This window comes from Burkholderia sp. SRS-W-2-2016, assembly GCF_001931485.1.
In the GTDB taxonomy this organism is placed as follows: Bacteria; Pseudomonadota; Gammaproteobacteria; order Burkholderiales; family Burkholderiaceae; genus Paraburkholderia.
Genome location: NZ_MSDV01000074.1, coordinates 60306 through 82477, shown reverse-complemented (window position 1 = coordinate 82477; position 22172 = coordinate 60306). Strand labels below are relative to the sequence as shown.

Below are 22172 nucleotides of genomic sequence, written 5' to 3'. Positions count from 1 at the left end.
GATGCGTGTTGATGTGTGGATCGGGCGTGTAGACGCAAATATCGTTTTGCATGCCACCGGTTCGGCGCTACCCTGCTGGGCTTCTACCCGAAGCATCGCAACATGGACCACCCACTCACCTCGCGCGAGCCCGGCCCCGGACTCGAACTCGCACCCACCCCCACGGTGCGCGAAATCTTCAGCGGCTTTCTCGGCCTCGGACTGATCTCCTTTGGCGGCGCATTGCCGCTCGCGCGCCGCGCGCTCGTCGAACAACGCCGCTGGCTCAGCGCCGAAGAATTCACCGACCTGCTCGGCCTCTGCCAATTCCTGCCGGGCGGCAACGTGATCAATCTGTCGGTCGCGATGGGGATGCGCTTTCGCGGCTTGCCCGGCGCGCTGGCCGGTCTGCTCGGGCTGATCGCCGGGCCTTCGCTGGTGGTGATCGGCCTCGGCGTGCTGTATGAACACACGCAAAACGATCCGCATGTGCGCCATCTGTTCGCGGGGCTCGCGGCGGCCGCGTCGGGTCTGCTGATCTCGATGGCGATCAAAATCCTGCTGCCGTTGCGCAACAAACCGCTCGCCGCGCTGATCGCTGCGCTCGGCTTCGTCGCGATTGCGATCCTGCGGCTGCCGCTATTGCCGACCATGCTGGTGCTCACGCCGCTCAGCATTTATCTCGCGGCGAGGAGCGCACGATGACTCACACGTTAATTGCACTCGCGGTCATCTTCAGCCAGTTGTCGCTGCTCGCGTTCGGCGGCGGCAATACGATTCTTCCGGAGATGCAGCGCCAGGTGGTCGACGTGCATCACTGGATGCCGGCCAGCGAATTCAGCGCGCTGTTCGCGCTCGCGCAGGCCGCGCCGGGACCGAACCTGATGATCGTCACGTTGATCGGCTGGCACGTGGCCGGCTGGGCCGGGATGCTGGTGACGTCGATTGCGAAGTTCGGGCCGTCGTCGATTGTGACGATTCTCGCGCTGCATGCGTGGGAGCGTTTCAAGGACCGGCCGTGGCGGCGCTACGCGCAACTGGGTTTGGTGCCGGTGACGGCCGGCATCGTCGCGGCGAGCGCGGCGGTGATCGCGCGAGCATCGAACCCGACCGCGATCGCCTGGGCGATCAACGCATTCACCGCCGTGCTGGCGACGAAGACGCGGATTCATCCGCTATGGCTGCTGGCGGCGGGAAGTCTGATCGGTTTGAGCGGGTTCGGGCAAGGTTAAGCCGGCCAAAATACTTACCAGTTATTGCCAGAAGTTTCCTGCTGAAAGAGAAAGTTTCGGTAAGCTAAACTTTCCGCTTACTCCCCTTAGATTCAACGAGTTTCAGCCGTAAAAGCGAACGGCGATTCCATCGATTGGATGAAGCTCCCGGCGAGAGATCTCGCTAAATCTTACGGAGTAAAAGAATGTCTATTTCAGCTTTGGCGGGAAACTCCACGGGCCTCGAAGCCTGGTGGTCGTCCACCAGTTCGCGAAGCTATCAGGCGCAAACAGATGATTCGTCTTCAACGTCGACCGACAGCGCGTCGTCGACCAATCCGCTGGTCGCGGCCATCGCGGCCGCGCTCGCGCAGTTCGGCGTGACGTCGACGGACGGTTCGTCGTCGGCAACGTCGACGTCTTCGTCGACCGATTCGACCTCGACCTCGACCGCTTCGACTACGTCGTCCACCTCGGCGAGCGCGATCAGCGCGGCGCTGCAACAGTTCCTCGGCGCACTGTTCCAGGCGGCCGCGCCGCAAGGCGGTCCGGGCTCGCAGGACTCGGGCACCGGCAGCACGAACGCGAACGGTGTTGTCGCCGCCAGCGGCACGACCTCCAGCGCGGATACGTCCGATACCGCGGACAGCACCGCGACCACCTCGGCCTCCGCCGGCGCGATGCCGCCGCCCCCGCCTCCTGCGCCGTCGTCATCGTCGGCGCAGGGTTACGACGGCGGGTTCGCGACCGCGATCGAAAATCTCGCGCAATCGTTGGCGTCCGGTTCGTCGTCGAGTTCGAATTCGGACAGCACATCCACGGATGCCAGCACGACCGGCTCATCGTCGAGCGACAGTTCGCTGGCGACGGATTTCGAGAACCTGCTGACGGCACTCGGCGCGTCGAGCGGTTCGTCGAGCACATCCAGCAGCGCGGATCTGCAGAAGTTTCTGACCTCGCTCGCGGCCAATCTGCAAAACGGCACGGCCAGTCTGAGCGGGATGTTCGTCAGCACGTCGGCCTGAGAACGGCCAGCGGTCGCGCCGAAGAATCCAGAGGCTCGTAAAGCGCCGCGGGCGATGCCGGCAGTCCCTCCCGATCAGGACACCCGCATCGCCCGCCGCACCCGCCCCAACCTACCGGCGTGATTACTGGAACGCCACCTCCGCAAAGCTGCGCAGCTTGCGACTATGCAGGCGATGCAGCCCGTTCATCCGCAGCAGCTCCATCGCCTTCACGCCGATCTGCAGATGCTGATCGACCTGCGCGCGATAGAACTGGTCAGCCATGCCGGGCAGCTTCAGCTCGCCGTGCAGCGGCTTGTCCGACACGCACAGCAGCGTGCCGTACGGCACCCGGAAGCGGAAACCGTTCGCGGCGATCGTCGCGCTTTCCATGTCGAGCGCGATCGCGCGGCTTTGCGACAGCCGCTGCACCGGCTCGCGATGATCGCGCAGCTCCCAGTTGCGGTTATCGACGCTCGCGACCGTGCCGGTACGCATCACCCGTTTCAACTCGACGCCGTCGAGCTGCGTGACCTGCGCGACCGCGCGTTCGAGCGCGACCTGCACTTCGGCGAGCGCCGGGATCGGCACCCACAGCGGCAGATCGGCGTCGAGTACATGGTCTTCGCGCACATAGCCGTGCGCGAGCACGTAGTCGCCCAGACGCTGCGTGTTGCGCAGCCCCGCGCAGTGGCCGAGCATGATCCACGCGTGCGGGCGCAGCACCGCGATGTGATCGGTGATGGTCTTCGCATTCGACGGCCCGACGCCGATGTTGACCATCGTGATGCCGCTGCCGTCCGCGCGCTTCAGGTGATACGCGGGCATCTGCGGCAGCCGCGGCGGCGACGTGCCCTCCTGGGCCTGCTCGCCGAGATTCTCGTTGTAGGTGACCACGTCGCCGGGCTCGACGAACGACGTGTATTCGCTGCGGTACGCGCGCAACTCCTCGTCGTCGGTATGGGTCATCATGCTGCGGCCCAGCTTGACGAATTCGTCGATATAGAACTGGTAGTTCGTGTACAGCACGTAGTTCTGCACGTGCGTCGGCGAGGTCGCCGTGTAGTGCTTGAGCCGGTGCAGCGAGAAGTCGACCCGCGCCGCCGTGAACAGCGCGAGCGGATGCGGCTCGCCCGGCAGCGGCTCGTAGGTGCCGTTGACGATCCGGTCGTCGAGCAGCGCGAGGTCCGGCGTGTCGAAGATGTCGCGCATCAGGAACAGGCGCTCGCGGTCCAGATCGCCTTCGAGGTGGATGCCCTCGGCAAACGCGAAGTGAATCGGAATCGGCTGGTCCGACACGCCGACTTCGATCCGCACGTGATGGTTCTTCGCTAGCAACCGCAGTTGCTCGCGATAGTAGTTACCGAACAGGTCGGGCCGCGTGACGGTCGTCTCGAACACGCCCGGCCCCGCGACGAAGCCGTACGAGCGGCGCGAATCGACGTGCGTGTTGACTTCGGTGCGCACGCGCACGAACGGATAGCAGGCGCGCACGCGATTGACGAACTGCTCGTTGCGGCGGTAGCGCGCGAACGCATCGCGCAGGAACGACGTGTTCGCCTCGTAGATCGCGGCGAGGCGGGTGACGGCCTCGGCCGCGTCCTCGAAGCCCTCGGTGGGGAAGCTGTTGGCGGGAGTCTGCACCGTGCGTTGATTGATATCGTTGTTCATCATCGTTCACCCCTATTGATGAGACGACCTTACCACGGAACCTGGCGCCGCCAAATGTCAACCACGGGCTGAAGACGGGCTTGCGCACGGTTCGCGCGCGTTGCGCGAAAGCGGCGCAAAATAAGGCCGCGCGCCCGTACGCGAGGCCGGATTTGCTAAAATCGGCGCACCCTTTCGGAGAATCACCATGAAGCCGCTCCTTCCCATCGCCGTTGCGCTGGCTTTCGCCTTCGGCAACGCCGCGATGGCTGCCCCCGTCGACGAACCGCCGCCCGCCGGCGCGCCCCAGTCCGCCAATGAACGGGCCGGTTTGCCGGACCTGGAGAAGATCAATCGTCCCGGCGCAGAGGTCAGCTCGAAGGTCGAAATCAACGTTCCGCGCACGCCGAGCTTCCACGAAGTGAGCCCGACCGGCACCGAAATCACGGAGTATCGCGACAAGGGCAAGCCGGTCGAAATCAACGTGCATTCGAATTTCGGCACCCGCTACCAGATGAGCGCGCCGCTCGATACGTCGCCGACCGTCCACGACAGCGGCCGTCCGAGCACACGTTTGCCGTCGGTGAACCTGCGCTACTGATCGACCCGGAAGCGGCGCGCCGGCACCGGCACTGGCCGGGTCCCGCGCCGCGGCCCGTGTTCCGCGCAAGCGCAATGCGGATACGCCGAACCGCCTGGTTCGACACCGCCTCCACCCGCTTGCTGCCTACTTTTGTCGCACCTCGCACTGGCCCTACCGCGCCAGCCCGAACAACCTGACCCGACGTTTCCCGCATGGCCGTCTTCACCGCAGTCAACGACTCCCAACTCGCAGAATGGATGCGCCACTACGACCTCGGCGATGTCGTCGAATTGCGTGGCATCTCGTCCGGCATTGAAAACAGCAACTTCTTTCTGACGACGACGCGCGGCGAATACGTGTTGACGATTTTTGAAAAGCTGACCGCCGAACAACTGCCGTTCTATCTCGACCTGATGCGCCACCTCGCGTCGCGCCGCGTGCCGGTGCCCGACCCGATGCCGCGCAACGATGGCGCGCTGTTCGGCATGCTGCTCGGCAAGCCGGCGACGATCGTCACCAAGCTCGAAGGCGCGCCGGAACTCGCGCCGGGCATCGAGCACTGCGTCGAGGTCGGCCAGATGCTCGCGCGCATGCACCTCGCGGGCCGCGACTATCCGCGCTATCAGCCGAATCTGCGCAGCCTGCCGTGGTGGCGCGACACCGTGCCGACAATCCTGCCGTACCTCGAAGGCGAGCAACGCGAGTTGCTGGCGTCGGAACTCGCGCATCAGGAAGCGTTTTTCGCGTCGGCCGATTACGCCGCGATGCCGAGCGGCCCGTGCCACGCCGACCTGTTCCGCGACAACGCGATGTTCGCGCACGCGGCGCCCGACACCGGCCACGAAGTGCGGCTCGGCGGCTTCTTCGACTTCTATTTCGCCGGCTGCGACAAATGGCTGTTCGACGTAGCGGTGACGGTCAACGACTGGTGCGTCGACCTCGCGACCGGCCAGCTCGACGACGCCCGCACCGAGGCGCTGCTGCGCGCGTACCAGACGGTGCGGCCGTTCACCGCCGAGGAAAACCGCCATTGGGGCGACATGCTGCGGGCCGGCGCGTACCGCTTCTGGGTGTCGCGCCTGTATGATTTTCACCTGCCGCGCGCGGCCGAACTGCTCAAGCCGCACGACCCCGGCCATTTCGAACGCATTCTGCGCGAACGCCTGAAAGGCGTCGCCAATCCTGGCATCCATACTCCATGCAACTGATCGAAGTCCCCGCGAAAACCGGCTACGTGTGGTTCCGGCAAGGCATCTGGCTGTTCCGCAAGAATCCGCTCGCGTTCCTTACGCTGTTCTTCACCTATCTGCTGGTGATGACGCTGGTGTCGCAGATCCCGGTGGTCGGCGGCGTGCTGCCGCTGCTGTTCATTCCGGGCGTCGCGGTCGGCTTCATGGCCGCGTGCCGCGACACGATCGCCGGCAAGCCGGTGTTCCCGACCATCCTCGTCGACGGCTTTCATTCGTACGGTCCGGTGGTCACGCGGCGGCTGCTGGTGCTCGGCGTCGTCTACGTGATCGCGATGGCGCTGGTGCTGGCCGGCTCCGCGCTCGCCGACGGCGGCATGCTGCTGCAAGTGATGCTCGGCAACGCGACGATGGACGAGAACGCGATCGCCAACAGCAACATTCCGCTCGCGGTGCTGACCGCGCTCGCGTTTTACGTGCCGGTCGCGATGCTGTTCTGGTTCTCGCCGATTCTCACCGCGTGGCACGACGTGCCGCCGGTCAAGGCGATGTTCTTCAGCGTCGTCAGCTGCTGGCGCAATCGCGGCGCGTTCGTGGTGTTCGCGGCGCTGTGGTTCGCGGTGGCGACGCTGGTGTCGCTCGGACTGTCCACGCTGATGCAGGCGCTCGGCGCGGCCGAGTTCGCGTTCGCGATCCTGATGCCCGCGACGATGATCGTCACCACGATGCTGTATTGCTCGTTCTACGCGACCTATCGCGGTTGCTTCGGCGTGCAGACGCCGCAAACGCCGGATCTGCCGACCCGGCCCGCGGCCTGATCCATTTCACGCGCGGGGCCGTTCTGGCGCCCGCGCCGTTCCTTCCTCTCGCGCCCATCACCCTGCGTCGGTTTGCGGCACAATGGTTAGCGTGCAATCCATTTGCACGCTCTTTCAGCCGAGATGCACGATGACCACTCAGCGCGCCGCCCTCCCCTTTACGCTCGACGAGCAACTCTGCTTCGCCCTCTACTCGACCTCGCTGGCGATGACGAAGGCGTACAAGCCGCTGCTCGACAAGCTCGGCCTGACCTACCCGCAATACCTGGCGATGCTGGTGCTGTGGGAAACCGACAACGTCACCGTGAAAGACATGGCCACGCGCCTGAATCTCGATCCGGCGACGGTCACGCCGCTGCTCAAGCGGCTCGAGGCACAAGGCCTCGTCGAACGCGTGCGCGGCACCGACGACGAACGACTCGTCTACATCCGGCTCTCCAGCGCGGGCAAGGCGCTCAAACGACAGGCACGCGAAGTGCCGGCGGAAATCTTCTGCGCGACCCAACAGACGCCGGAATTCCTGCTGCGCTTGCGCGACGATCTCACACGCCTGCGAGCGACGCTCAACGATTACATGGACGACGGCGAGTAACCGCCGCACTGCCGCGAGCACCGACCAAACGGGGGCACGCTATCGCGTCGATGCAAAAATTAATTTGCACACAAATGATTTGTGTACTATCTTACTCGACATGCCGCTTCGCTGTTACCTCGCCAGACCGGCGAACCAGCCCGCGCAAGCATGCGAACCCTGACCAATCCAGACAAGGAGCAGCACCATGAACATCCTCTACAAAGCAAGCGCAACGAGCACCGGTGGCCGCGACGGCCGCGCCGTATCGTCGGACAATGCATTGGACGTGAAGCTGGCTGCGCCGCGTGAGCTCGGCGGCAACGGCGCGGCGGGCACCAACCCCGAACAGCTGTTCGCGGCCGGCTACTCGGCCTGTTTCCTGAGCGCGATGAAGTTCGTCGCCGGTCAGCGCAAGCAGGCGCTGCCGGCCGACACGCAGGTTTCCGCGGACGTCGGCATCGGCCCGAACGACCACGGCGGCTTCGCGCTCGACATCGATCTGCGCATCACGCTGCCGGGCCTCGCGCCGGAAGCGGCGAAGGAACTGGTCGACGCCGCGCATCAGGTGTGCCCGTACTCGAACGCCACGCGCAACAACGTCGCGGTGCGTCTGCACGTCGCGTAAGCCGGCCGACCGGCGCGCAACCCCGCGCCGTCGCGAACAACGCCCGCTCCCTGCACAATAGGGGCGGGCGTTGTTGCATCCAGCTGCATCTGGCGCCCGCGGCACGCAATCTGCGACACCGCTCCCCAACTTCCCGCTTTCCACCGATACCCGATGACACGCGCCCGCCGCCTCGACGACTCCTTCGACACCGGCCTCGTCTGGTTCCGCCGCGATCTGCGCAGCACCGATCATGCCGCGCTGTACTACGCGCTCAAGCATTGCGAGCGGGTGTGGTGCGTCTTCGTGTTCGACACGACGATCCTGCAACCGCTGATCGATACGTGGCAGACGCGCCATCCGGGCGAACCGGTGCAGGACCGGCGGATCGATTTCATCCTCGCATCGCTGCAAGAACTGGACGATGCGTTGCGCGCCCACGGCGGCGGCCTCGTCGTGCTGTATGGCGATCCCGCGGAACTGGTGCCGAAGCTGGCCGCCGAACTGCGAGTCGATGCGGTGTTCGCGAACCACGATTACGAGCCGGTCGCGATCGAACGCGATGCGGCGGTCGGCGAACAGCTCGCCGACGCGGGCCGCCAGTGGCTGTCGTTCAAGGACCAGACGATTTTCGAGCGCGACGAGGTGCTGAACGGCCAGCGCAAACCGTTCGCGGTGTTCACGCCGTACAAGAACGCGTGGCTCAAGCAACTGGGCGCGTTCGACCTCAAGCCCTACCCGGTCGAAACCTACGCGAAGCATCTGGCGCCGCTGCCGCGCAAGCTCGATCGCAAGTTGCCGACGCTCGACCAGCTCGGCTTCGCGCCGAGCAACCTCGCGGAGCTGGCGCTGCCCGCCGGCATGAGCGGCGCGCAACAGTTGCTCGACGACTTCCTGACGCGCATCGATAGCTACGCGGACCGCCGCGACTTTCCGGCCGCGAAGGGGCCGAGCTATCTGTCGGTGCATCTGCGCTTCGGCACCGTGTCGATCCGCACGCTCGCGCGCCTCGCGTACGAGATGTCGCTACAGCCCGACGGCAAAGGCGCGGCGACCTGGCTCTCCGAGCTGATCTGGCGGGACTTCTACTTCATGGTGCTTGCGCATCATCCGCGCATCGCGAGCGGCGCGCCCTTCAAGCCGGAATACGCGCATCTGCGCTGGGAACACGGCGCGGCGGCCGACAAAGCGTTCGCCGCGTGGTGCGACGGCCGCACCGGCTATCCGCTGATCGACGCGGCGATGCTGCAACTGAACCGCACCGGCTACATGCACAACCGTCTGCGGATGGTGACCGCGAGCTTTCTCGCGAAGGATCTCGGCATCGACTGGCGCCGCGGCGAGCGCTATTTCGCGGACCTGCTCAACGACTTCGATTTCTCCGCGAACAACGGCGGCTGGCAATGGGCAGCCTCGACCGGCTGCGACGCGCAACCGTACTTCCGCATCTTCAATCCGGTCACCCAGTCCGAAAAATTCGACCCGGACGGCCGCTTTATCAAACGCTACCTTCCCGAGCTCGCGAACTTGCCGGCAAAATGGATTCACGCGCCGTGGCTGGCGGGCGCGCAGCGGCTCGCGGAATTCGGCGTGGTACTGGGCAAGGACTATCCGGAACCGATCGTCGATCACGCGCAGGCCCGCGAGCGCACGCTGGCCCGTTACGGCAAGTGAGTGCCCGCTTACATCAATGAACAACAACATCTGGAGGGTAAAGATGCGCCGCCTGCCGTCGCTGCTCGTGTTTCTGATCCTGACGCTGGCGGCCGGCTGGGCCGCGAGTCTATCGATGCCGGACGCGTGGTACGCGGGTCTGCACAAGCCCGTCTTCAATCCGCCGAACTGGGTGTTCCCGCCGGTCTGGACCGTGCTGTACGTACTGATGGCGTTTTCCGCGTGGCGGGTCTGGAAGCGCGACGGCATGACCGCGGCGATCGTGCTGTGGGTCGTACAACTGCTGTTCAACGCGGCGTGGATGTGGCTCTTTTTCGGCCTGCACCGGCCCGACGCGGGGCTGGTCGACATCCTGATCCTGCTGGTGCTGATCGTCGTGCTGACCTATATGTTCTGGCGACGTGATCGTCTCGCGGGCGTGCTGCTGGTGCCGTACGTGATATGGGTCGCGTATGCGGCGCTGCTCAATTACGCGCTATGGCAGATGAATCCGGCTGCGTGATTCGAGCCGTTGGAGATGAGTTGCCTGAGGCAGGCACTTAGAAGCGACACGCTGGAAGTAAGCCGTCTGAGTGGCCCGGCCGCGAAGGCCGCGTGGAGCGCGAAGCGGGTGAAGCGAAGGTTTCGGGCGAGCGCCTGAGCGGCGTGCCCCGAACACCGGCGTCTCATTACCCGCCGATGCTCCGATTGCTACATTTGATGCGGACGCTTCGACGCCGGATCAGCCGTAGTGCTGGCTCATCCACGACGGCTGGCGCACGTTCGCGTCACGGTCGAGCTTGCGCATACGGAATTCGAGATCGTACAGATCGGTCGCTTCGGCGAGATAGGCGTCGGCGCGCTCTTTGGCGAGCTGGTCCGGCGATTTGGTCAGGAATAGAAACAGGCGGCTAAGCAGATACATGGTCGACCTCGGCAATGTGAGCTAGGCGTTTACGCCTAAGGGATAACCCGTATTATAGGGAAAACCCTAGGATTGCGCCACTGATCAATATTCGAGGTGTTGTCCCGGCGTCACCGGCCGGCCGACGAAGCCGCCACCGCCGCGCCATCCGCGACGCGCGAGGCCTCGGGCCGGCGTTGATGCTTGAAGAATTCCCAGATCATCGCGCTCGCGTCCGGGCCTTTCGACGAATGGAACGGCACCGCGTCATCGCCGCCCGCCCATGCGTGGCCGAGCCCCTGGACCCGGCACATCCGTACCACGCGACGCCCGCTGCGCACATAGTCGCGCATCACCACGCCGCCCTTGCGGTCCTCGCGCATCTCGCCGGACTTGCGCGCGCCGCGCGCGTCGATCATCCGGTTCAGGCGCAGGAACTGGGTGGCCAGCTGCTCGGCGTTGACCGGCGCGACCACGTGGTCGGCGTCGCCGTGAAGGATGATGGCCGGCATCCCCGGGTATTGGGCAACGTCGGTGATCGCATCGACGAGTTCGACCGGCTCGCGGCGCGCGCCGCGCCGCATCACGTCCATCGCGGTGATGCCCGAGCGGGCTTCGCCCAAAGCGGGGCCAGAGTGGAGCGCCACTGCGGCGAAATGCCCAGGATACTTGACGGCAAGCAGCGAACTCAGGCCCGCACCGGCGGAAATCCCCGCCACGTACACGCGCTCGGCGTCGAAGCCGTGCTGCGCGACCAGCGCATCGACCAGCGACACCACCGCCCGCGCCTCCGCGCCGCCCGCGCTGTCGCCGGCGTCGTACCAATGCCAGCAGCGATGCGAGTGCGCGTGCTTCGACTGCTCCGGGTAGACCACCGCGAAGCCGTAGCGGTCGGCGAGCAGGTTCATCCGCGTGCCTTCGGCGAATTCGTCGATGGACTGGGTGCAGCCGTGCAGCATCACGACCAGCGGCATCGCTTCGTGCGCATGGCCGGACGGGATATACAGCCCGTACTGCAGATGATTGACGAGCCGGCCCGGCGCGGCCGGCGCGGAATGGAACGAGCGCGTCCACGCGCCGCTCGCCCACGCCGCCGCGCGCGGCCGCACCCGCGACTCGCGCGGTGCTTCGCGTTTCGCGGGCGTGCGCAGCGCGGCGGCCGGCTTCAGCGGCCGGGCTTTACTCGACGGTTTGTTGGCGGCGGCGCGAACCGGTCGCGCCGGCGTTCGCTTGACGGTTTTTTGCGCGTGTTCGGTCTGAATCGCGAGCAGCCGCTTTAAACCGCGCAGCCAGATTTTCGACAGGCTTTTAGCCATCGGCGATAACCTCGCAAAAAGGGACAGTGCAGATCAGGGGAAAATCACCAGATCGCATAAAGTTGTGCAATGCACAATAACACCATTTTTCGTCCGTTGCTGAAGACCGCTGTCGTCAGCCAGGTCAGATTTCCGCTGCCGCGAACCTTGTCGCGACCCCGCCGTCCAACTCGCACGATGGCCGTTCGGCAGCCAACATTCAAGGCAATAAATGCGTCGCGGGCGGCAAGACCGTCAACCCGACACCCGTCTATACTGACGGCTAGCCTTCGACCCTGTCGAACCGAGTCGCACCGGCATGCACCGCCGGCCGCGCGCCGCTTCCCGCTCACCCCCATTCCACGCGACCCGCGTCGCGCTTTTGCCCATGCCCGATTTACCCATCCATCTGTGGTATTCGATCACCAGCCTCGGCGGCGCCGGCATGACGCTGCCGCTCGCGTTCGCCATCGCGATCTGGCTGGCGGTCGGCTATTCGTGGAGGCTCTCCGCCTGCTGGCTGGCCCTGCTCGGCTCGGCGATCGGTATCGTGACCGTCACCAAGCTCGCATTCCTCGGCTGGGGCGTCGGCATCCGTGAACTCGACTTCACCGGCGTCAGCGGTCACGCGATGCTGTCCACCTCGGTCTATCCGGTCGCGCTGTTTCTGATGCTGTTGCCCGCGCGGCCCGCGCTGCGGCTGTTGGGGGTGCTGGCGGGGCTCGCCGCCGGCATCGCGGTGGGCTTGTCGCGCGTTGTGCTGAGCGCGCATTCGCCGTCCGAAGCGGTGACCGGTTGCCTCGTCGGCGCGCTCGCCGCGCTGGTGTTCGTGCGCATCGCGTGGAATGCGGAGCCGGGCCGGCTGTCGATACTGCCGGTGGCCGTCAGCATGCTGGTGCTGGCGATCGTGATGCACGGCGTGCACGTGCCGACCCAACGCTGGGTCACCAATATCGCGCTCAAAGTGTCCGGCCACGACCGGCCGTTCATCCGCGCGAAATGGAAGGCCACGCGCGAATTCCGGCCGGAAGCCGCGCCGCTGTCGCAGACTCTCAACACCCTCGAACCGGCGCCGCGCGCGCCGATCGGCTAAGCGGCTAAGCGGCTCAATGGCTAGCGGCCGGGCGGCCTGCTGGCCGCTGCCGCGCCGTTAGCCGACTTTCTCCTGCTTACTTCCCCCTCTTCGATCCTCTTTCCCGCTGAGCTTGCGCGTCACGCGTTGCGTGACGCGTGACCTGCCGTACCGAAAATCTGTCGCGCTCACCGCTATAACCGCGCATATATTACGATAGCGGTTTCACATCGCAGCTTTGTCCACGTCAGACTTTTCAGGTCCTTCATGACACTTTCCCGCCATCTGAAGCAATACGCGCTGTGCGTTGCGAGCGCCGTCTCCGTTCTCGTCAGCGTGAATGCGCACGCCAATGAACTCGTGGTGTCCGCCGCCGCCAGCCTGACCAACGCGTTCAAGGCAGTTGGCGACGCGTTCGAGCAGCAGCACCCGGGCACCAAGGTACTGATGAACTTCGGCGCGTCCGACGTGCTGATGCAGCAGATCGTCAAGGGCGCGCCCGCCGACGTGTTCGCGTCCGCGGATCAGAAGGCGATGGACAAAGCCGCCGCGGAAAAAGTGATCGTGCCGGCCACGCGGCGCGACTTCGCGGCCAATTCGCTGGCGCTGATCGTGCCCGCCGACAGCCGTTTCGCGCCCGCCAGTCTCAACGATCTGACCGGGGCCAGCGTGAAGCGCGTCGCGTTCGGCGATCCGGCTTCGGTGCCGGTCGGCCGCTATACGCAGGGCGCGCTGCAGGCCGCCGGCGTGTGGGACGCGGTGAGCGCGAAGGCGGTGCTCGCGGCGAACGTGCGCCAGAGCCTCGACTACGTCGCGCGCGGCGAAGTCGACGCCGGCTTCGTGTTCGGCACCGACGCCGCGATCATGCCGGACAAGGTCAAGGTCGCGCTGACCGTGCCGACGCAAACCGCGATCACCTATCCGATCGCGCAGGTGGAAGGCAGCCGCCACGCGGCCGACGCGCAGGCGTTCGTCGATTTCGTGCTGTCGCCGGCCGGCCAGGCGGTGCTCGCGAAGTACGGCTTCAAGCCCGCGCACTGATCCACAGCACTGATTCATAGAAGAGGCACACCGTCATGCAAGAGGCCTGGGTTCCGCTGCTGCTGTCGCTGAAAGTGGCGGGCTGGGCGACCGCGCTCAATCTCGTGCTCGGCGTCGCGGCGGCGCTCGGTCTGTCGCGCTGGCGCTCCGCCGCGCGCGACGTGATCGACTCGCTGCTGATGCTGCCGCTGGTGCTGCCGCCGACCGTGCTCGGCTACTACCTGCTGGTGCTGCTCGGCCGACGCGGCGTGATCGGCGCCTGGCTCGACCGCTTCGATATCCAGCTCGTGTTCACGTGGCAGGGCGCGGTGATCGCGTCGACGGTGGTCGCGTTTCCGCTGGTGCTGAAGTCGGCGCGCGCCGCTTTTGAAGGCGTCGATCCGCAGCTCGAACACGCGGCGCGCACGCTCGGCGTCAGCGAAACCGCGGTGTTTTTCCGCGTGACGCTGCCGCTCGCCGCGCGCGGCATCCTGGCCGGCGGCCTGCTCGCGTTCGCCCGCGCGCTCGGCGAATTCGGCGCGACGCTGATGATCGCCGGCAACCTGCCGGGCCGCACGCAGACGCTGTCGGTCGCGGTCTACTCGGCGGTGCAGGCCGGCGACGACAGCACCGCGAACTTCCTCGTGCTGGTGACCTCGGTCACGTGCGTGACGATCCTGCTGCTCGCGGGGCGCCTCGTGCCGCAGCACACGCTTCTGAGGTCCCGCTGACATGCCGCTCAACGTCGCGATCCGCAAAACCTTCGCCAGCGCCGAGCGGCGCTTCACACTCGATGTCGCGTTCAGCGCGAACACCCAGCGGCTCGTGCTGTTCGGGCCGTCCGGCGCGGGCAAGAGCCTGACCTTGCAGGCGATCGCCGGGCTGCTGCGGCCCGACGAAGGGTCGATCACGCTGCACGGCGCCACGCTGTTCGACAGCGCGAGCGGCATCGATCTGAAGCCGCAGGCGCGCAAGATCGCCTATCTGTTTCAGGACTACGCGCTGTTTCCGCATCTGAACGTGCGCCAGAACATCGGCTTCGGGTTGCGCCAGGGCTGGTTCAATCCGCGCGCGCGCGGCACGCATCCGCAGGTCGATTACTGGCTCGATGCGCTGGAGTTGCGGGGCGTCGCGGGCAATCACCCGGCGCAGTTGTCCGGCGGGCAGAAGCAACGGGTGGCACTGGCGCGAGCTCTGGTGTCGCAACCGCGCCTGCTGCTGCTCGACGAACCGTTTTCCGCACTCGACAGCGCGTTGCGCCAGCGCATGCGGCGCGAGCTGTCGGACCTGCAAACGCGCCTCGATATTCCGATGGTGCTGATTACGCACGATCCCGACGATGTCGCCGCGTTCGGCGATCAGGTCGTGCAGGTCAACGACGGCCAGGTGCGCGAAGATCAGCCGTTCGCGGGGTATGCGCGCAGCGAGGCGTCGCCGCGTTGAGTGGGTGCGGCCCGCGAGGCTGGCCGTAGCTCGTTCAACGCGCCGGCGGCGCTCAATCCTTCACGCCGAGTATCACGCTCGATGCCTTGAACGCGGCGACCGCGTTCGCGCCTTGTTGCAAGCCAAGCGTTTCGACGCTTTCGTTGGTGACGACCGCGGTGATCACCGCGCCGCCTTCGAGACCTAGCGACACCTCCGCATTCACCGCGCCGTGCTTCACGCTCTGCACGATCCCGCGCAACTGATTGCGCGCGGACAGCTTGAGCGGCGCGCCGTCTTCGCGATCGACCAGCAGCACCACCCACGACGCCTTGATCAGCGCAAACGCCGCGACACCTTCGGCGAGCCCGAGCGCCTCGGTGCTCTCGTGCGTGACGACCGCGACGATGGTCTGGCCGCCGGGCAGCGCGAGCGACACTTCGTCGTTGACGCTGCCGCGCGTGAGCGCCGACACCTTGCCGTAGAACTGATTGCGCGCGCTCGTTTTCACGCCGATGCGGCCGATCAGATCCCAGTCGTTCGCAAAGCCTTCGATCGCCGCGCCCGCGCGTTCGAGAAAGCGCCGATGTTCGCGCTCGACCGCGCGAAACGTGTCGATCAGCTTGACCGCGCGCGGCGTCAGCGTGGTGCCGCCGCCGCCCTTGCCGCCGGTCAGCCGCACGACGAGCGGCTCGCCGGCGAGGTTGTTCATCGTATCGATGGCGTCCCACGCGCCCTTGTAGCTCATCCCCACCGCCTTCGCCGCGCTCGTGATCGAGCCGGTGTCGCCGATCGCCGCGAGCAGCGCGATGCGCGCCGCGCCGCCGAGCGTCTGCGTGCCGGCCTGGAACCAGACTGAGCCGCCGAGTTCAAGGTGGTCGTGGGGCGGGTCGGTGGGATCGGTTGGTTCGGTGGTCATGGTTGGAGCGCTCGGGGCGGGGTGGCGGGAGGAACGGGGGACGGATCATTATAGCGACGCGATGCCGGCCGGCTGCGGGCTCCGGCCGGGGATGAACGATGCGTCGTTGCCGCGCTGACTACCTTCATGATCGTCCAAAGCGTTCGTGGCGGTGTGCTGGCTGAGGGGGAGCCGGCTCGGTGGCGGTGGGGGAAAGTTTAGAGATCAACGGCCAACATTCAGTCCTCCGGAACAAACGCGGGATTGAACACAACCTCCCACAGATGCCCATCGGGGTCCTGAAAATATCCGGCATAGCCGCCCCAAAAAGTTTTCCCCGCGGCCTTCACGAGCCGTGCTCCCGCAGCGACCGCTTGCTGCATCGCCTGATCGACTTCGTCCGTACTGCCAACGTTGTGGCCAATGGTGAATTCCGTCGCGCTGCGTGCGGAAACCGGCAAGCCGGCGTCGTGCGCAATGTCGGCGCGGGCGAAGAGCGCCAGTTTGAGTCCGGCCTGAAGGTCGAAGAACGCGACCGCGCCATGTTCGAATTCCCTTCCGATGACGCCCTCGGTCGCCAATCCCAAGCCGTCCCGGTAAAACTGCAGGGCGCGCTCCAGATCGTCTACACCGATGGTCAGCACACTGATTCTGGGTTTCATTCGGTCACCTTTCATCGAGTCGCGGAGATTGTCCAACCATAGCAGTGCTACGAGGGAATCGTCTTCCTGGTTATCAGATCGAACTACGCGCCGCAAACCCAGCACTATGCTGGTGAGCGCGCACCAGGCTACTTGCGGCGATCTCGATCCTAGAACCTGTGCCGCAACCCGGCGACCACTCCCACCTGAACCGTGCGCCCTTCACCACCCGGCCCAAGCACGTTAAGCGCCACGGTATCGGCATCGGCGGCCGCGCGCTGATAGAGCACGGAGACGTGCAAATCCGTGCGCTTCGAAAGCAGATACATCGCGCCGAGATCCAGTTGATGCCATTGGGGATGATCGCCGCGCGCGAACGCCTTCGCGCCGGTGCCCACGAAGCCCGAGCCATCCGTGAAGATATATCCCGCGCCGAGCATCAACGCCGGCGTCACGTAGTAACGCGTGTTGACTTCGTAGTTGCGCACGCCGAGGCTGCCGGCGCCAGCGTAATCGAGCAACGTGTCGGTGAAGACGAAGTTGAACACAGCGTGCTGCGTCGCATAGCCGATCGCAGCGCCGTAGACATTCTGGCGGGTCACAAATCCGGTGTTGTAGAAGATGCTCGTCGCGTTCGTGTATTCGCCACCGACTGCACCACCCGGGTTGCTGCCCGAAGTCGACGACGAAGGGTTATCCAGATGCAGCCACGTGAGCGCCGCCTGCCAACCGTTCGACTTCCACGAAAGGCCCAGACTGTACGCGCGATTGTTCGCGAAGCCCGTGTCCGGCGCGCCGCCCGCCTGATTGCTGAACGCGTAGATCGCGCCCGCGCGCAGACCTTCGATCGGGGACACCTGGTATTTCACCGTGTTGTCGAGCCGGAAGGTGTCGAAGGTGTTATCGACGTCGCCGATATGGGCGCCATAGATGCTGCCGAACGTCTGCCACGCGAGGAACGGCGACAGGTAGTCATAGCTGATGTCGTATTGCCGACCGAGCGTGACGCGTCCGTAGCGCGCCGTGTCGAGTCCGACGAACGCCTGGCGACCGAACATCCGGCCGCCTTGCAGTGCGGCGCCCGTCAAGCCGCTAAAACCGTTTTCGAGCGTGAAGACAGCGCGCGTACCGCCGCCGAGGTCTTCACTGCCCGTCAAGCCAAAACGGTCGCCGGCACCGAAGCCGGTCACGGCCGACACGCGGCTCGCGCCCGCCGCGCTGATACTCGACGCCGCGGTGTTCGTGTACGCGATGCCGGTGTCCACGATGCCGTACAACGCGATCGAGCTTTGCGCATGAACGTATTGCATCGGCCCCGCACAAAGCAGGCCAGCGACGGCAAGGGTCTTCCACATGAATGTCTCCAGTTTGCTGTTATTAGATGGCGTGCGGCCGCACGGGACTTTCCGTACGGAAAGCCCCGGCGCTGCAATTTCATGCGTGGTTTTGAAGGAAGGTGCGCGCGCGCTGTTTTCCGCGTCGTGCTTCGCCGCGCCTCGTCCGCTAGTCCGGGCTCGACCCGGCTACGACGGATTCGAGCGGCGCGTGCTCGCGCGGCGTGTTGGGCAGAACGAGGCGCAGGGCGATCATCCCCGTGGCGAGCACGATGGCGGCTACGCCGAGCGCGCTGTCGAGATTGCCGCTCTGCGTTTTGAGCCAGCCCGTGACGGTCGAACTGAGAAACCCGCCGATCGACCCGAGGCTCGCCATGATCGCGAGCGCGTGACGCGCGGCGTGCTCGGCGAAGCAGATGGTCGGCGTGGTCCAGAACAGGCTCAGTGCCGTGAAGATCCCTACCGAGCCGAGACACAGCACAGACGCGCTCGCGATGGGACTGTTCGGGAACATCGGCAGCATGACGAAGGCCACGATCGTGAGGACCGCACCAACGACGATGTGCCAGAAACGCTCGAGCCGGCGGTCCGAATGTAGCGACATCAGGTAAGCACCCACCGCGCTCACCAGCGAAATCACGCTGCTATAAATGCCGATCTCGAGCGGTGTCGTGAGGCCCGCGCTGCGCAGCAAAGTGGGCGTCCACGTACCGAAGACGTTAAGGCACCAGAAGATCGCGAAGTACACGTACGCGAATCCATAGACGCGCGGGTCGCGTGCCACCTCCATGAAACTCGCGCTCTGACGTGCGATTGTGCCCAGGCTCGCCTGCACGTCCGCCGCGATAAAGCGCGCTTCATCGGCGTTCAGCCAGCGCGCGTTGGCCGGACGTTCGGCGAGCCACCACCACGCCATCACGCCCAGCGCTACAGACGGCACGCCTTCGAGCACGAACAGCCATTGCCAGCCTTCGAGCGACGTGCCGTGACCGAAGTTCTGCAGAATCCAGCCCGCCAATGGGCCGCCGATAATGCCGGCAATGGTAGGGCTGATTTCGAAGAGGCTCATCATCTGTCCGCGCAGACGGTGCGGGAACCAGTACGTGAGATAGAGAATCACGCATGGCGCGAAGGCCGCTTCGCTCGCGCCGATCAAAAAACGCATCACGTAGAATTCGTGCTTCGTTGTGGCAAACGCGAGCAACACGGTGCAGATGCCCCACGCGCACATCAGCAACGACATCGTGCGTCGCGCGCCGATCACGCCCACCAGCTTCATCCCCGGAATCACGAACGCGGTATAGCCGAGGAACAGCATTCCCGCGGCGAGGCCATACGCGGCTTCGCTCAACTGCAGGCTCTGCAGGAATTGCAGCTTCGCGAAGCTGATGTTCACACGGTCGATGAAATTCACCACATAACAGACGAACAGAAAGGTCACGAGCCGCCGCGCGACCCGTCGATAGAGCAGCGCGGCGCGCTTGGGGTCATGGGGTTCTACTCTCGGGATCATGTCGTCTCCAGGTTTTAGCGAATTGTGCGCAGCACGAACTCGATGCAATGTGGAGGGCAGGATACGATGCGTGTTTTTCCTTAACCAAGTTAAAGGTCGTATCGAATACCCTGGGGTGCGTGTTCCCCGGCGTCACGACAAAAAGCCTTCTTCGCCATGACCGATTCCGCTTCGCCCGCAGCACCGTCGCGTCTCATCGAGCCGCAGACGATCGACGACTTTCTCGTGCTGCGCCTGCGCCGCGTCGCCGTGGCGGCGGCCGACGGCCCCGGCTGGCTCTACGAGCGTGAACTCGACATCAGCCGGCGCGACCTGCGTGTGCTCGGCATCATTCACGACCAGCCGGGAATGACCTCGGGCGCACTCGCCGCGCGGCTCAACGTGAGCGCGGTTCTCGCGAGCCGCACTGTTTCCGCGCTGGCGGACGAAGGACTCGTGCGCAAGGTGCGCAATCGCGACGACACGCGCTCGATCGAACTGGTACTGAGCGAGAAAGGCCAGGCCGTCTACGCACGTGGCCTGCAACTGGGCGTGGAGTTCAATCGCGAGCTGGCGTCGTGTCTGTCCGACGACGAAGCGCATGCGCTCGATGCGCTGCTACAAAAACTCGAGGAACGCGCACTCAAACTGTCGGAGCGCGAAAAAGCGCAGTTCATGGCGCAGCGCAAACGCTGAACTTGGTTAACGGTCTCGTCCTCTCCTACGATCTGCGCCAGGCATCACATCGATGCAACGCACAGATTCGAGGAGACTTATTTCATGACCGCCCGCAACGTGCTGTTCATCATGTGCGACCAGTTACGCGCCGATCATCTCGGCTGCTACGGTCATCCGTGGCTGCGCACGCGCAACATCGATGCACTGGCCGCACGCTCGGTCTGCTTCGATAACGCATTCGTTTCGTCGGGTGTCTGCGGTCCGTCGCGCATGTCGTACTACACGGGCCGTACGGCGACGAGCCACGGGGCGACGTGGAACCGCGTGCCGATGAACATCGGCGAGATCACTCTCGGCGAGTATCTGGCTCGACATGAGCGCAGCCTCGCGCTGGCGGGCAAGACGCATGTCGTTGCCGACGAGGACGGCATCGCGCGCATGACGCTCGCCGGAAACAACGAGGCGCTCGCGGCGCGGCTGCGCGTCGGGCATTTTCACGAGCTCGACCGTTACGACGGTCATCACGAGCCGGGTAGCGAATCCGGCTATCCCGCATGGCTGCGCGCGCAGGGTTACGACAGCACGCGTCCGTGGAGCGACTACGTGATCAGCGTGCAGGACGACGCGGGCGGCGTGCACTCGGGATGGAAGATGCGTAACGTGCACTGGCCGTCGCGCGTACTCGAAACGCACTCCGAAACGGCGTACATGACCGATCAGGCGATCCGCCATATCGAACAGGAAGGCGATACGCCGTGGGCGCTCCATCTCTCGTACGTCAAACCGCATTGGCCTTATGTCGCGCCGGCGCCTTATCACAACCTCTACTCGCGCGATCAATGTCTGCCGCTCAAACGCAGCGAAGCGGAACTCGTCGATCAGCATCCGGTGCTGGGCGCGTATCGCGAGCAGGAGGAGTGCCGCAACTTCGCGCGCGCGGAAGTCTCGGACAAGGTGCGGCCTGTTTATCAAGGCCTGATCCAGCAACTCGACGATCACCTCGGGCGCCTGTTCGACACGCTCGAGCGCCTGGGCCGTTTCAAGGACACGCTCATCGTGTTCTGCGCCGATCACGGCGATTTTCTCGGCGACCACTGGCTTGGCGAAAAGGAAATTTTCTACGACACCGTGCAGCGCGTGCCGATGATCGTCTACGATCCGTCGCCGCTTTCCGATGCCACGCGCGGCACCCATGAGCGCCGCTTCATGTCGAACGTCGACGTGGTCCCCACCGTGCTCGACAGCCTCAACCTGCCGATCGACGACGCGCGTATCGAAGGCCGGTCGGTGTTGCCGCTGCTGCGCGGCGAGGCGTGCGACGACTGGCGCGAATTTGTCGTCTCGGAACTCGACTACAGCTTCCGGCGAGCGCGTCTGATTCTCGATCGCCAGCCTGATGAATGCCGCGGATGGATGGTGCGCGATGCGCGCTGGAAGTACGTGCACTGGCAGGGCTTCCGTGCGCAGCTCTTCGACCTCGAGAACGATCCTGACGAGTTCGTCGATCTCGGATCGGTTGCCGAGCTCGAACCTGTGCGCGAGGCGATGCATCGCAAACTCGGCGAATGGCAGCGAGCGGCCAGGACGCGCGTGACCGTCAACGACGCGCTCGTCCTGCGCACGACCGATGTGCATAAATCGAAGGGGGTTTTTTACGGAGAGTGGTGAGCGTAACCACCCCGCCCCCTCAAACCGCGTACTGCGCCACCCCATTGCCAAACGACCAATTCTCCGTCTTAACCTCGACGAGATTAATAAACACATCCTCCGCCCGAACCCCGGGCGACTTCCCAAGCTCATCGACGATCTGCTTGTAGAGCGCCTTCTTCTGCTCGACCGTACGCGTATTGCTGACGGTCAGCTGAATCACAACAAAGTCATCCCCACGCTGAATGTTCTGATACTGCCGGTCGTAAATCATGTTGTCGTCCGTGTGCTCGGTGATCAGCACGAACAGGTCATCGGGCGGCACGTTGAAGGTATTCACCAGCGAGCGCTGGATCCCGGCGGTCAGCGCCTGACGATACTCAGCCGGCTTGCCGGCGCGCAGAGAAATACGGGTAAGCGGCATGATCGGCTCCTTGTTGCGGTGTTGAATTAAACACAGCTTAGGCGCGCCGAGTCATAATAAACAGATATCTCCGCCTATTTCA

Annotated in this window: 24 protein-coding genes; 16 read left to right on the top strand and 8 right to left on the bottom strand. The window is 64.9% G+C overall.

Annotation, left to right across the window (positions count from 1 at the left end):
• The first annotated feature begins 102 nt into the window (after positions 1-102).
• The 3 genes from BTH42_RS30640 (at position 103) to BTH42_RS35695 (ending at position 2215) form a co-directional block, all read left to right on the top strand.
• Complete coding sequence (locus BTH42_RS30640; RefSeq protein ID WP_075304931.1) at positions 103-684, top strand: chromate transporter; 582 nt, start codon at positions 103-105, stop codon at positions 682-684.
• Complete coding sequence (locus BTH42_RS30635) at positions 681-1211, top strand: chromate transporter (RefSeq protein WP_075304930.1); 531 nt, start codon at positions 681-683, stop codon at positions 1209-1211. The genes BTH42_RS30640 and BTH42_RS30635 overlap by 4 nt, the downstream gene beginning before the upstream one ends.
• A 185-nt stretch (positions 1212-1396) precedes the next feature.
• The gene (locus tag BTH42_RS35695) at positions 1397-2215 is read left to right on the top strand and encodes a hypothetical protein (RefSeq protein WP_178392267.1); all 819 of its coding nucleotides are present in this window, start codon (positions 1397-1399) and stop codon (positions 2213-2215) included.
• 123 nt (positions 2216-2338) lie between these two features.
• Here the strand turns inward: BTH42_RS35695 and BTH42_RS30625 are convergent, their stop codons facing one another.
• Positions 2339-3865 carry an AMP nucleosidase gene (locus BTH42_RS30625; protein WP_075304928.1) on the bottom strand — a complete coding sequence of 509 codons (1527 nt, stop codon included), beginning with the start codon at positions 3863-3865 and terminating at the stop codon, positions 2339-2341.
• Between the two features lie 187 nt (positions 3866-4052).
• Here BTH42_RS30625 and BTH42_RS30620 point away from each other — a divergent pair, with 187 nt between their 5' ends.
• From BTH42_RS30620 to BTH42_RS30590, 7 genes are all read left to right on the top strand, one after another.
• On the top strand, positions 4053-4445 hold the full coding sequence (locus BTH42_RS30620) for a hypothetical protein (protein ID WP_075304927.1): 393 nt from the start codon (positions 4053-4055) through the stop codon (positions 4443-4445).
• 194 nt (positions 4446-4639) lie between these two features.
• Positions 4640-5635: a homoserine kinase gene (locus BTH42_RS30615; protein ID WP_075304926.1), complete on the top strand. Its 996-nt coding sequence runs from the start codon at positions 4640-4642 to the stop codon at positions 5633-5635.
• Positions 5626-6432, top strand: coding sequence for a BPSS1780 family membrane protein (locus BTH42_RS30610; RefSeq protein WP_075304925.1), 807 nt, complete (start codon positions 5626-5628; stop codon positions 6430-6432). The genes BTH42_RS30615 and BTH42_RS30610 overlap by 10 nt, the downstream gene beginning before the upstream one ends.
• 130 nt (positions 6433-6562) lie before the next feature.
• Complete coding sequence (locus BTH42_RS30605; protein ID WP_075304924.1) at positions 6563-7024, top strand: MarR family winged helix-turn-helix transcriptional regulator; 462 nt, start codon at positions 6563-6565, stop codon at positions 7022-7024.
• A gap of 187 nt (positions 7025-7211) precedes the next feature.
• The gene (locus BTH42_RS30600) at positions 7212-7631 is read left to right on the top strand and encodes an organic hydroperoxide resistance protein (protein WP_075304923.1); all 420 of its coding nucleotides are present in this window, start codon (positions 7212-7214) and stop codon (positions 7629-7631) included.
• A gap of 153 nt (positions 7632-7784) precedes the next feature.
• Positions 7785-9284, top strand: a complete 1500-nt coding sequence (locus BTH42_RS30595) for a deoxyribodipyrimidine photo-lyase (protein ID WP_075304922.1) — start codon at positions 7785-7787, stop codon at positions 9282-9284.
• 16 nt (positions 9285-9300) lie between these two features.
• On the top strand, positions 9301-9786 hold the full coding sequence (locus tag BTH42_RS30590; RefSeq protein ID WP_256702431.1) for a TspO/MBR family protein: 486 nt from the start codon (positions 9301-9303) through the stop codon (positions 9784-9786).
• Between the two features lie 219 nt (positions 9787-10005).
• Here the strand turns inward: BTH42_RS30590 and BTH42_RS30585 are convergent, their stop codons facing one another.
• Positions 10006-10188, bottom strand: coding sequence for a DUF3563 family protein (locus tag BTH42_RS30585; RefSeq protein ID WP_075304920.1), 183 nt, complete (start codon positions 10186-10188; stop codon positions 10006-10008).
• Between the two features lie 110 nt (positions 10189-10298).
• The gene (locus BTH42_RS30580; RefSeq protein WP_075304919.1) at positions 10299-11483 is read right to left on the bottom strand and encodes a PHB depolymerase family esterase; all 1185 of its coding nucleotides are present in this window, start codon (positions 11481-11483) and stop codon (positions 10299-10301) included.
• 367 nt (positions 11484-11850) lie between these two features.
• On the opposite strand from BTH42_RS30580, the gene BTH42_RS30575 reads away from it, so the two are divergent.
• From BTH42_RS30575 to BTH42_RS30560, 4 genes are all read left to right on the top strand, one after another.
• A complete protein-coding gene (locus BTH42_RS30575; RefSeq protein ID WP_075304918.1) occupies positions 11851-12555 on the top strand; it encodes a phosphatase PAP2 family protein in 705 nt (234 codons plus the stop codon).
• 246 nt (positions 12556-12801) lie between these two features.
• Positions 12802-13575 carry a molybdate ABC transporter substrate-binding protein gene (gene modA / locus BTH42_RS30570; protein ID WP_075304917.1) on the top strand — a complete coding sequence of 258 codons (774 nt, stop codon included), beginning with the start codon at positions 12802-12804 and terminating at the stop codon, positions 13573-13575.
• A 35-nt stretch (positions 13576-13610) separates the two neighbouring features.
• On the top strand, positions 13611-14285 hold the full coding sequence (gene modB / locus BTH42_RS30565) for a molybdate ABC transporter permease subunit (RefSeq protein WP_075304916.1): 675 nt from the start codon (positions 13611-13613) through the stop codon (positions 14283-14285).
• Position 14286: 1 nt separating this feature from the next.
• Positions 14287-14997 carry a sulfate/molybdate ABC transporter ATP-binding protein gene (locus BTH42_RS30560; protein WP_075304915.1) on the top strand — a complete coding sequence of 237 codons (711 nt, stop codon included), beginning with the start codon at positions 14287-14289 and terminating at the stop codon, positions 14995-14997.
• Between the two features lie 52 nt (positions 14998-15049).
• Here BTH42_RS30560 and BTH42_RS30555 read toward each other — a convergent pair whose 3' ends face one another.
• From BTH42_RS30555 to BTH42_RS30540, 4 genes are all read right to left on the bottom strand, one after another.
• Positions 15050-15895, bottom strand: coding sequence for a TOBE domain-containing protein (locus BTH42_RS30555; protein WP_075304914.1), 846 nt, complete (start codon positions 15893-15895; stop codon positions 15050-15052).
• Positions 15896-16113: 218 nt separating this feature from the next.
• Complete coding sequence (locus BTH42_RS30550; RefSeq protein ID WP_075304980.1) at positions 16114-16536, bottom strand: VOC family protein; 423 nt, start codon at positions 16534-16536, stop codon at positions 16114-16116.
• Between the two features lie 149 nt (positions 16537-16685).
• A complete protein-coding gene (locus BTH42_RS30545; RefSeq protein ID WP_075304913.1) occupies positions 16686-17870 on the bottom strand; it encodes a porin in 1185 nt (394 codons plus the stop codon).
• Positions 17871-18018: 148 nt separating this feature from the next.
• Positions 18019-19362: an MFS transporter gene (locus BTH42_RS30540; protein ID WP_075304912.1), complete on the bottom strand. Its 1344-nt coding sequence runs from the start codon at positions 19360-19362 to the stop codon at positions 18019-18021.
• 156 nt (positions 19363-19518) lie between these two features.
• Between BTH42_RS30540 and BTH42_RS30535 the strand changes: the two genes are divergently transcribed.
• Positions 19519-20037, top strand: a complete 519-nt coding sequence (locus BTH42_RS30535; protein WP_075304911.1) for a MarR family winged helix-turn-helix transcriptional regulator — start codon at positions 19519-19521, stop codon at positions 20035-20037.
• Positions 20038-20121: 84 nt separating this feature from the next.
• The gene (locus BTH42_RS30530) at positions 20122-21687 is read left to right on the top strand and encodes a sulfatase-like hydrolase/transferase (protein ID WP_075304910.1); all 1566 of its coding nucleotides are present in this window, start codon (positions 20122-20124) and stop codon (positions 21685-21687) included.
• A 19-nt stretch (positions 21688-21706) separates the two neighbouring features.
• Here BTH42_RS30530 and BTH42_RS30525 read toward each other — a convergent pair whose 3' ends face one another.
• The gene (locus BTH42_RS30525) at positions 21707-22090 is read right to left on the bottom strand and encodes a tautomerase family protein (protein WP_075304909.1); all 384 of its coding nucleotides are present in this window, start codon (positions 22088-22090) and stop codon (positions 21707-21709) included.
• Between the last annotated feature and the right edge of the window lie 82 nt (positions 22091-22172).

What these genes read in the sequence shown, in the direction of transcription:
- BTH42_RS30640 (WP_075304931.1), top strand. Translation starts at nt 103, where the DNA reads ATGGACCACCCACTCACCTCGCGCGAGCCCGGCCCCGGACTCGAACTC.
- BTH42_RS30635 (WP_075304930.1), top strand. Translation starts at nt 681, where the DNA reads ATGACTCACACGTTAATTGCACTCGCGGTCATCTTCAGCCAGTTGTCG.
- BTH42_RS35695 (WP_178392267.1), top strand. Translation starts at nt 1,397, where the DNA reads ATGTCTATTTCAGCTTTGGCGGGAAACTCCACGGGCCTCGAAGCCTGG.
- BTH42_RS30625 (WP_075304928.1), bottom strand. Translation starts at nt 3,865, where the DNA reads ATGAACAACGATATCAATCAACGCACGGTGCAGACTCCCGCCAACAGC.
- BTH42_RS30620 (WP_075304927.1), top strand. Translation starts at nt 4,053, where the DNA reads ATGAAGCCGCTCCTTCCCATCGCCGTTGCGCTGGCTTTCGCCTTCGGC.
- BTH42_RS30615 (WP_075304926.1), top strand. Translation starts at nt 4,640, where the DNA reads ATGGCCGTCTTCACCGCAGTCAACGACTCCCAACTCGCAGAATGGATG.
- BTH42_RS30610 (WP_075304925.1), top strand. Translation starts at nt 5,626, where the DNA reads ATGCAACTGATCGAAGTCCCCGCGAAAACCGGCTACGTGTGGTTCCGG.
- BTH42_RS30605 (WP_075304924.1), top strand. Translation starts at nt 6,563, where the DNA reads ATGACCACTCAGCGCGCCGCCCTCCCCTTTACGCTCGACGAGCAACTC.
- BTH42_RS30600 (WP_075304923.1), top strand. Translation starts at nt 7,212, where the DNA reads ATGAACATCCTCTACAAAGCAAGCGCAACGAGCACCGGTGGCCGCGAC.
- BTH42_RS30595 (WP_075304922.1), top strand. Translation starts at nt 7,785, where the DNA reads ATGACACGCGCCCGCCGCCTCGACGACTCCTTCGACACCGGCCTCGTC.
- BTH42_RS30590 (WP_256702431.1), top strand. Translation starts at nt 9,301, where the DNA reads ATGAACAACAACATCTGGAGGGTAAAGATGCGCCGCCTGCCGTCGCTG.
- BTH42_RS30585 (WP_075304920.1), bottom strand. Translation starts at nt 10,188, where the DNA reads ATGTATCTGCTTAGCCGCCTGTTTCTATTCCTGACCAAATCGCCGGAC.
- BTH42_RS30580 (WP_075304919.1), bottom strand. Translation starts at nt 11,483, where the DNA reads ATGGCTAAAAGCCTGTCGAAAATCTGGCTGCGCGGTTTAAAGCGGCTG.
- BTH42_RS30575 (WP_075304918.1), top strand. Translation starts at nt 11,851, where the DNA reads ATGCCCGATTTACCCATCCATCTGTGGTATTCGATCACCAGCCTCGGC.
- modA (WP_075304917.1), top strand. Translation starts at nt 12,802, where the DNA reads ATGACACTTTCCCGCCATCTGAAGCAATACGCGCTGTGCGTTGCGAGC.
- modB (WP_075304916.1), top strand. Translation starts at nt 13,611, where the DNA reads ATGCAAGAGGCCTGGGTTCCGCTGCTGCTGTCGCTGAAAGTGGCGGGC.
- BTH42_RS30560 (WP_075304915.1), top strand. Translation starts at nt 14,287, where the DNA reads ATGCCGCTCAACGTCGCGATCCGCAAAACCTTCGCCAGCGCCGAGCGG.
- BTH42_RS30555 (WP_075304914.1), bottom strand. Translation starts at nt 15,895, where the DNA reads ATGACCACCGAACCAACCGATCCCACCGACCCGCCCCACGACCACCTT.
- BTH42_RS30550 (WP_075304980.1), bottom strand. Translation starts at nt 16,536, where the DNA reads ATGAAACCCAGAATCAGTGTGCTGACCATCGGTGTAGACGATCTGGAG.
- BTH42_RS30545 (WP_075304913.1), bottom strand. Translation starts at nt 17,870, where the DNA reads ATGTGGAAGACCCTTGCCGTCGCTGGCCTGCTTTGTGCGGGGCCGATG.
- BTH42_RS30540 (WP_075304912.1), bottom strand. Translation starts at nt 19,362, where the DNA reads ATGATCCCGAGAGTAGAACCCCATGACCCCAAGCGCGCCGCGCTGCTC.
- BTH42_RS30535 (WP_075304911.1), top strand. Translation starts at nt 19,519, where the DNA reads ATGACCGATTCCGCTTCGCCCGCAGCACCGTCGCGTCTCATCGAGCCG.
- BTH42_RS30530 (WP_075304910.1), top strand. Translation starts at nt 20,122, where the DNA reads ATGACCGCCCGCAACGTGCTGTTCATCATGTGCGACCAGTTACGCGCC.
- BTH42_RS30525 (WP_075304909.1), bottom strand. Translation starts at nt 22,090, where the DNA reads ATGCCGCTTACCCGTATTTCTCTGCGCGCCGGCAAGCCGGCTGAGTAT.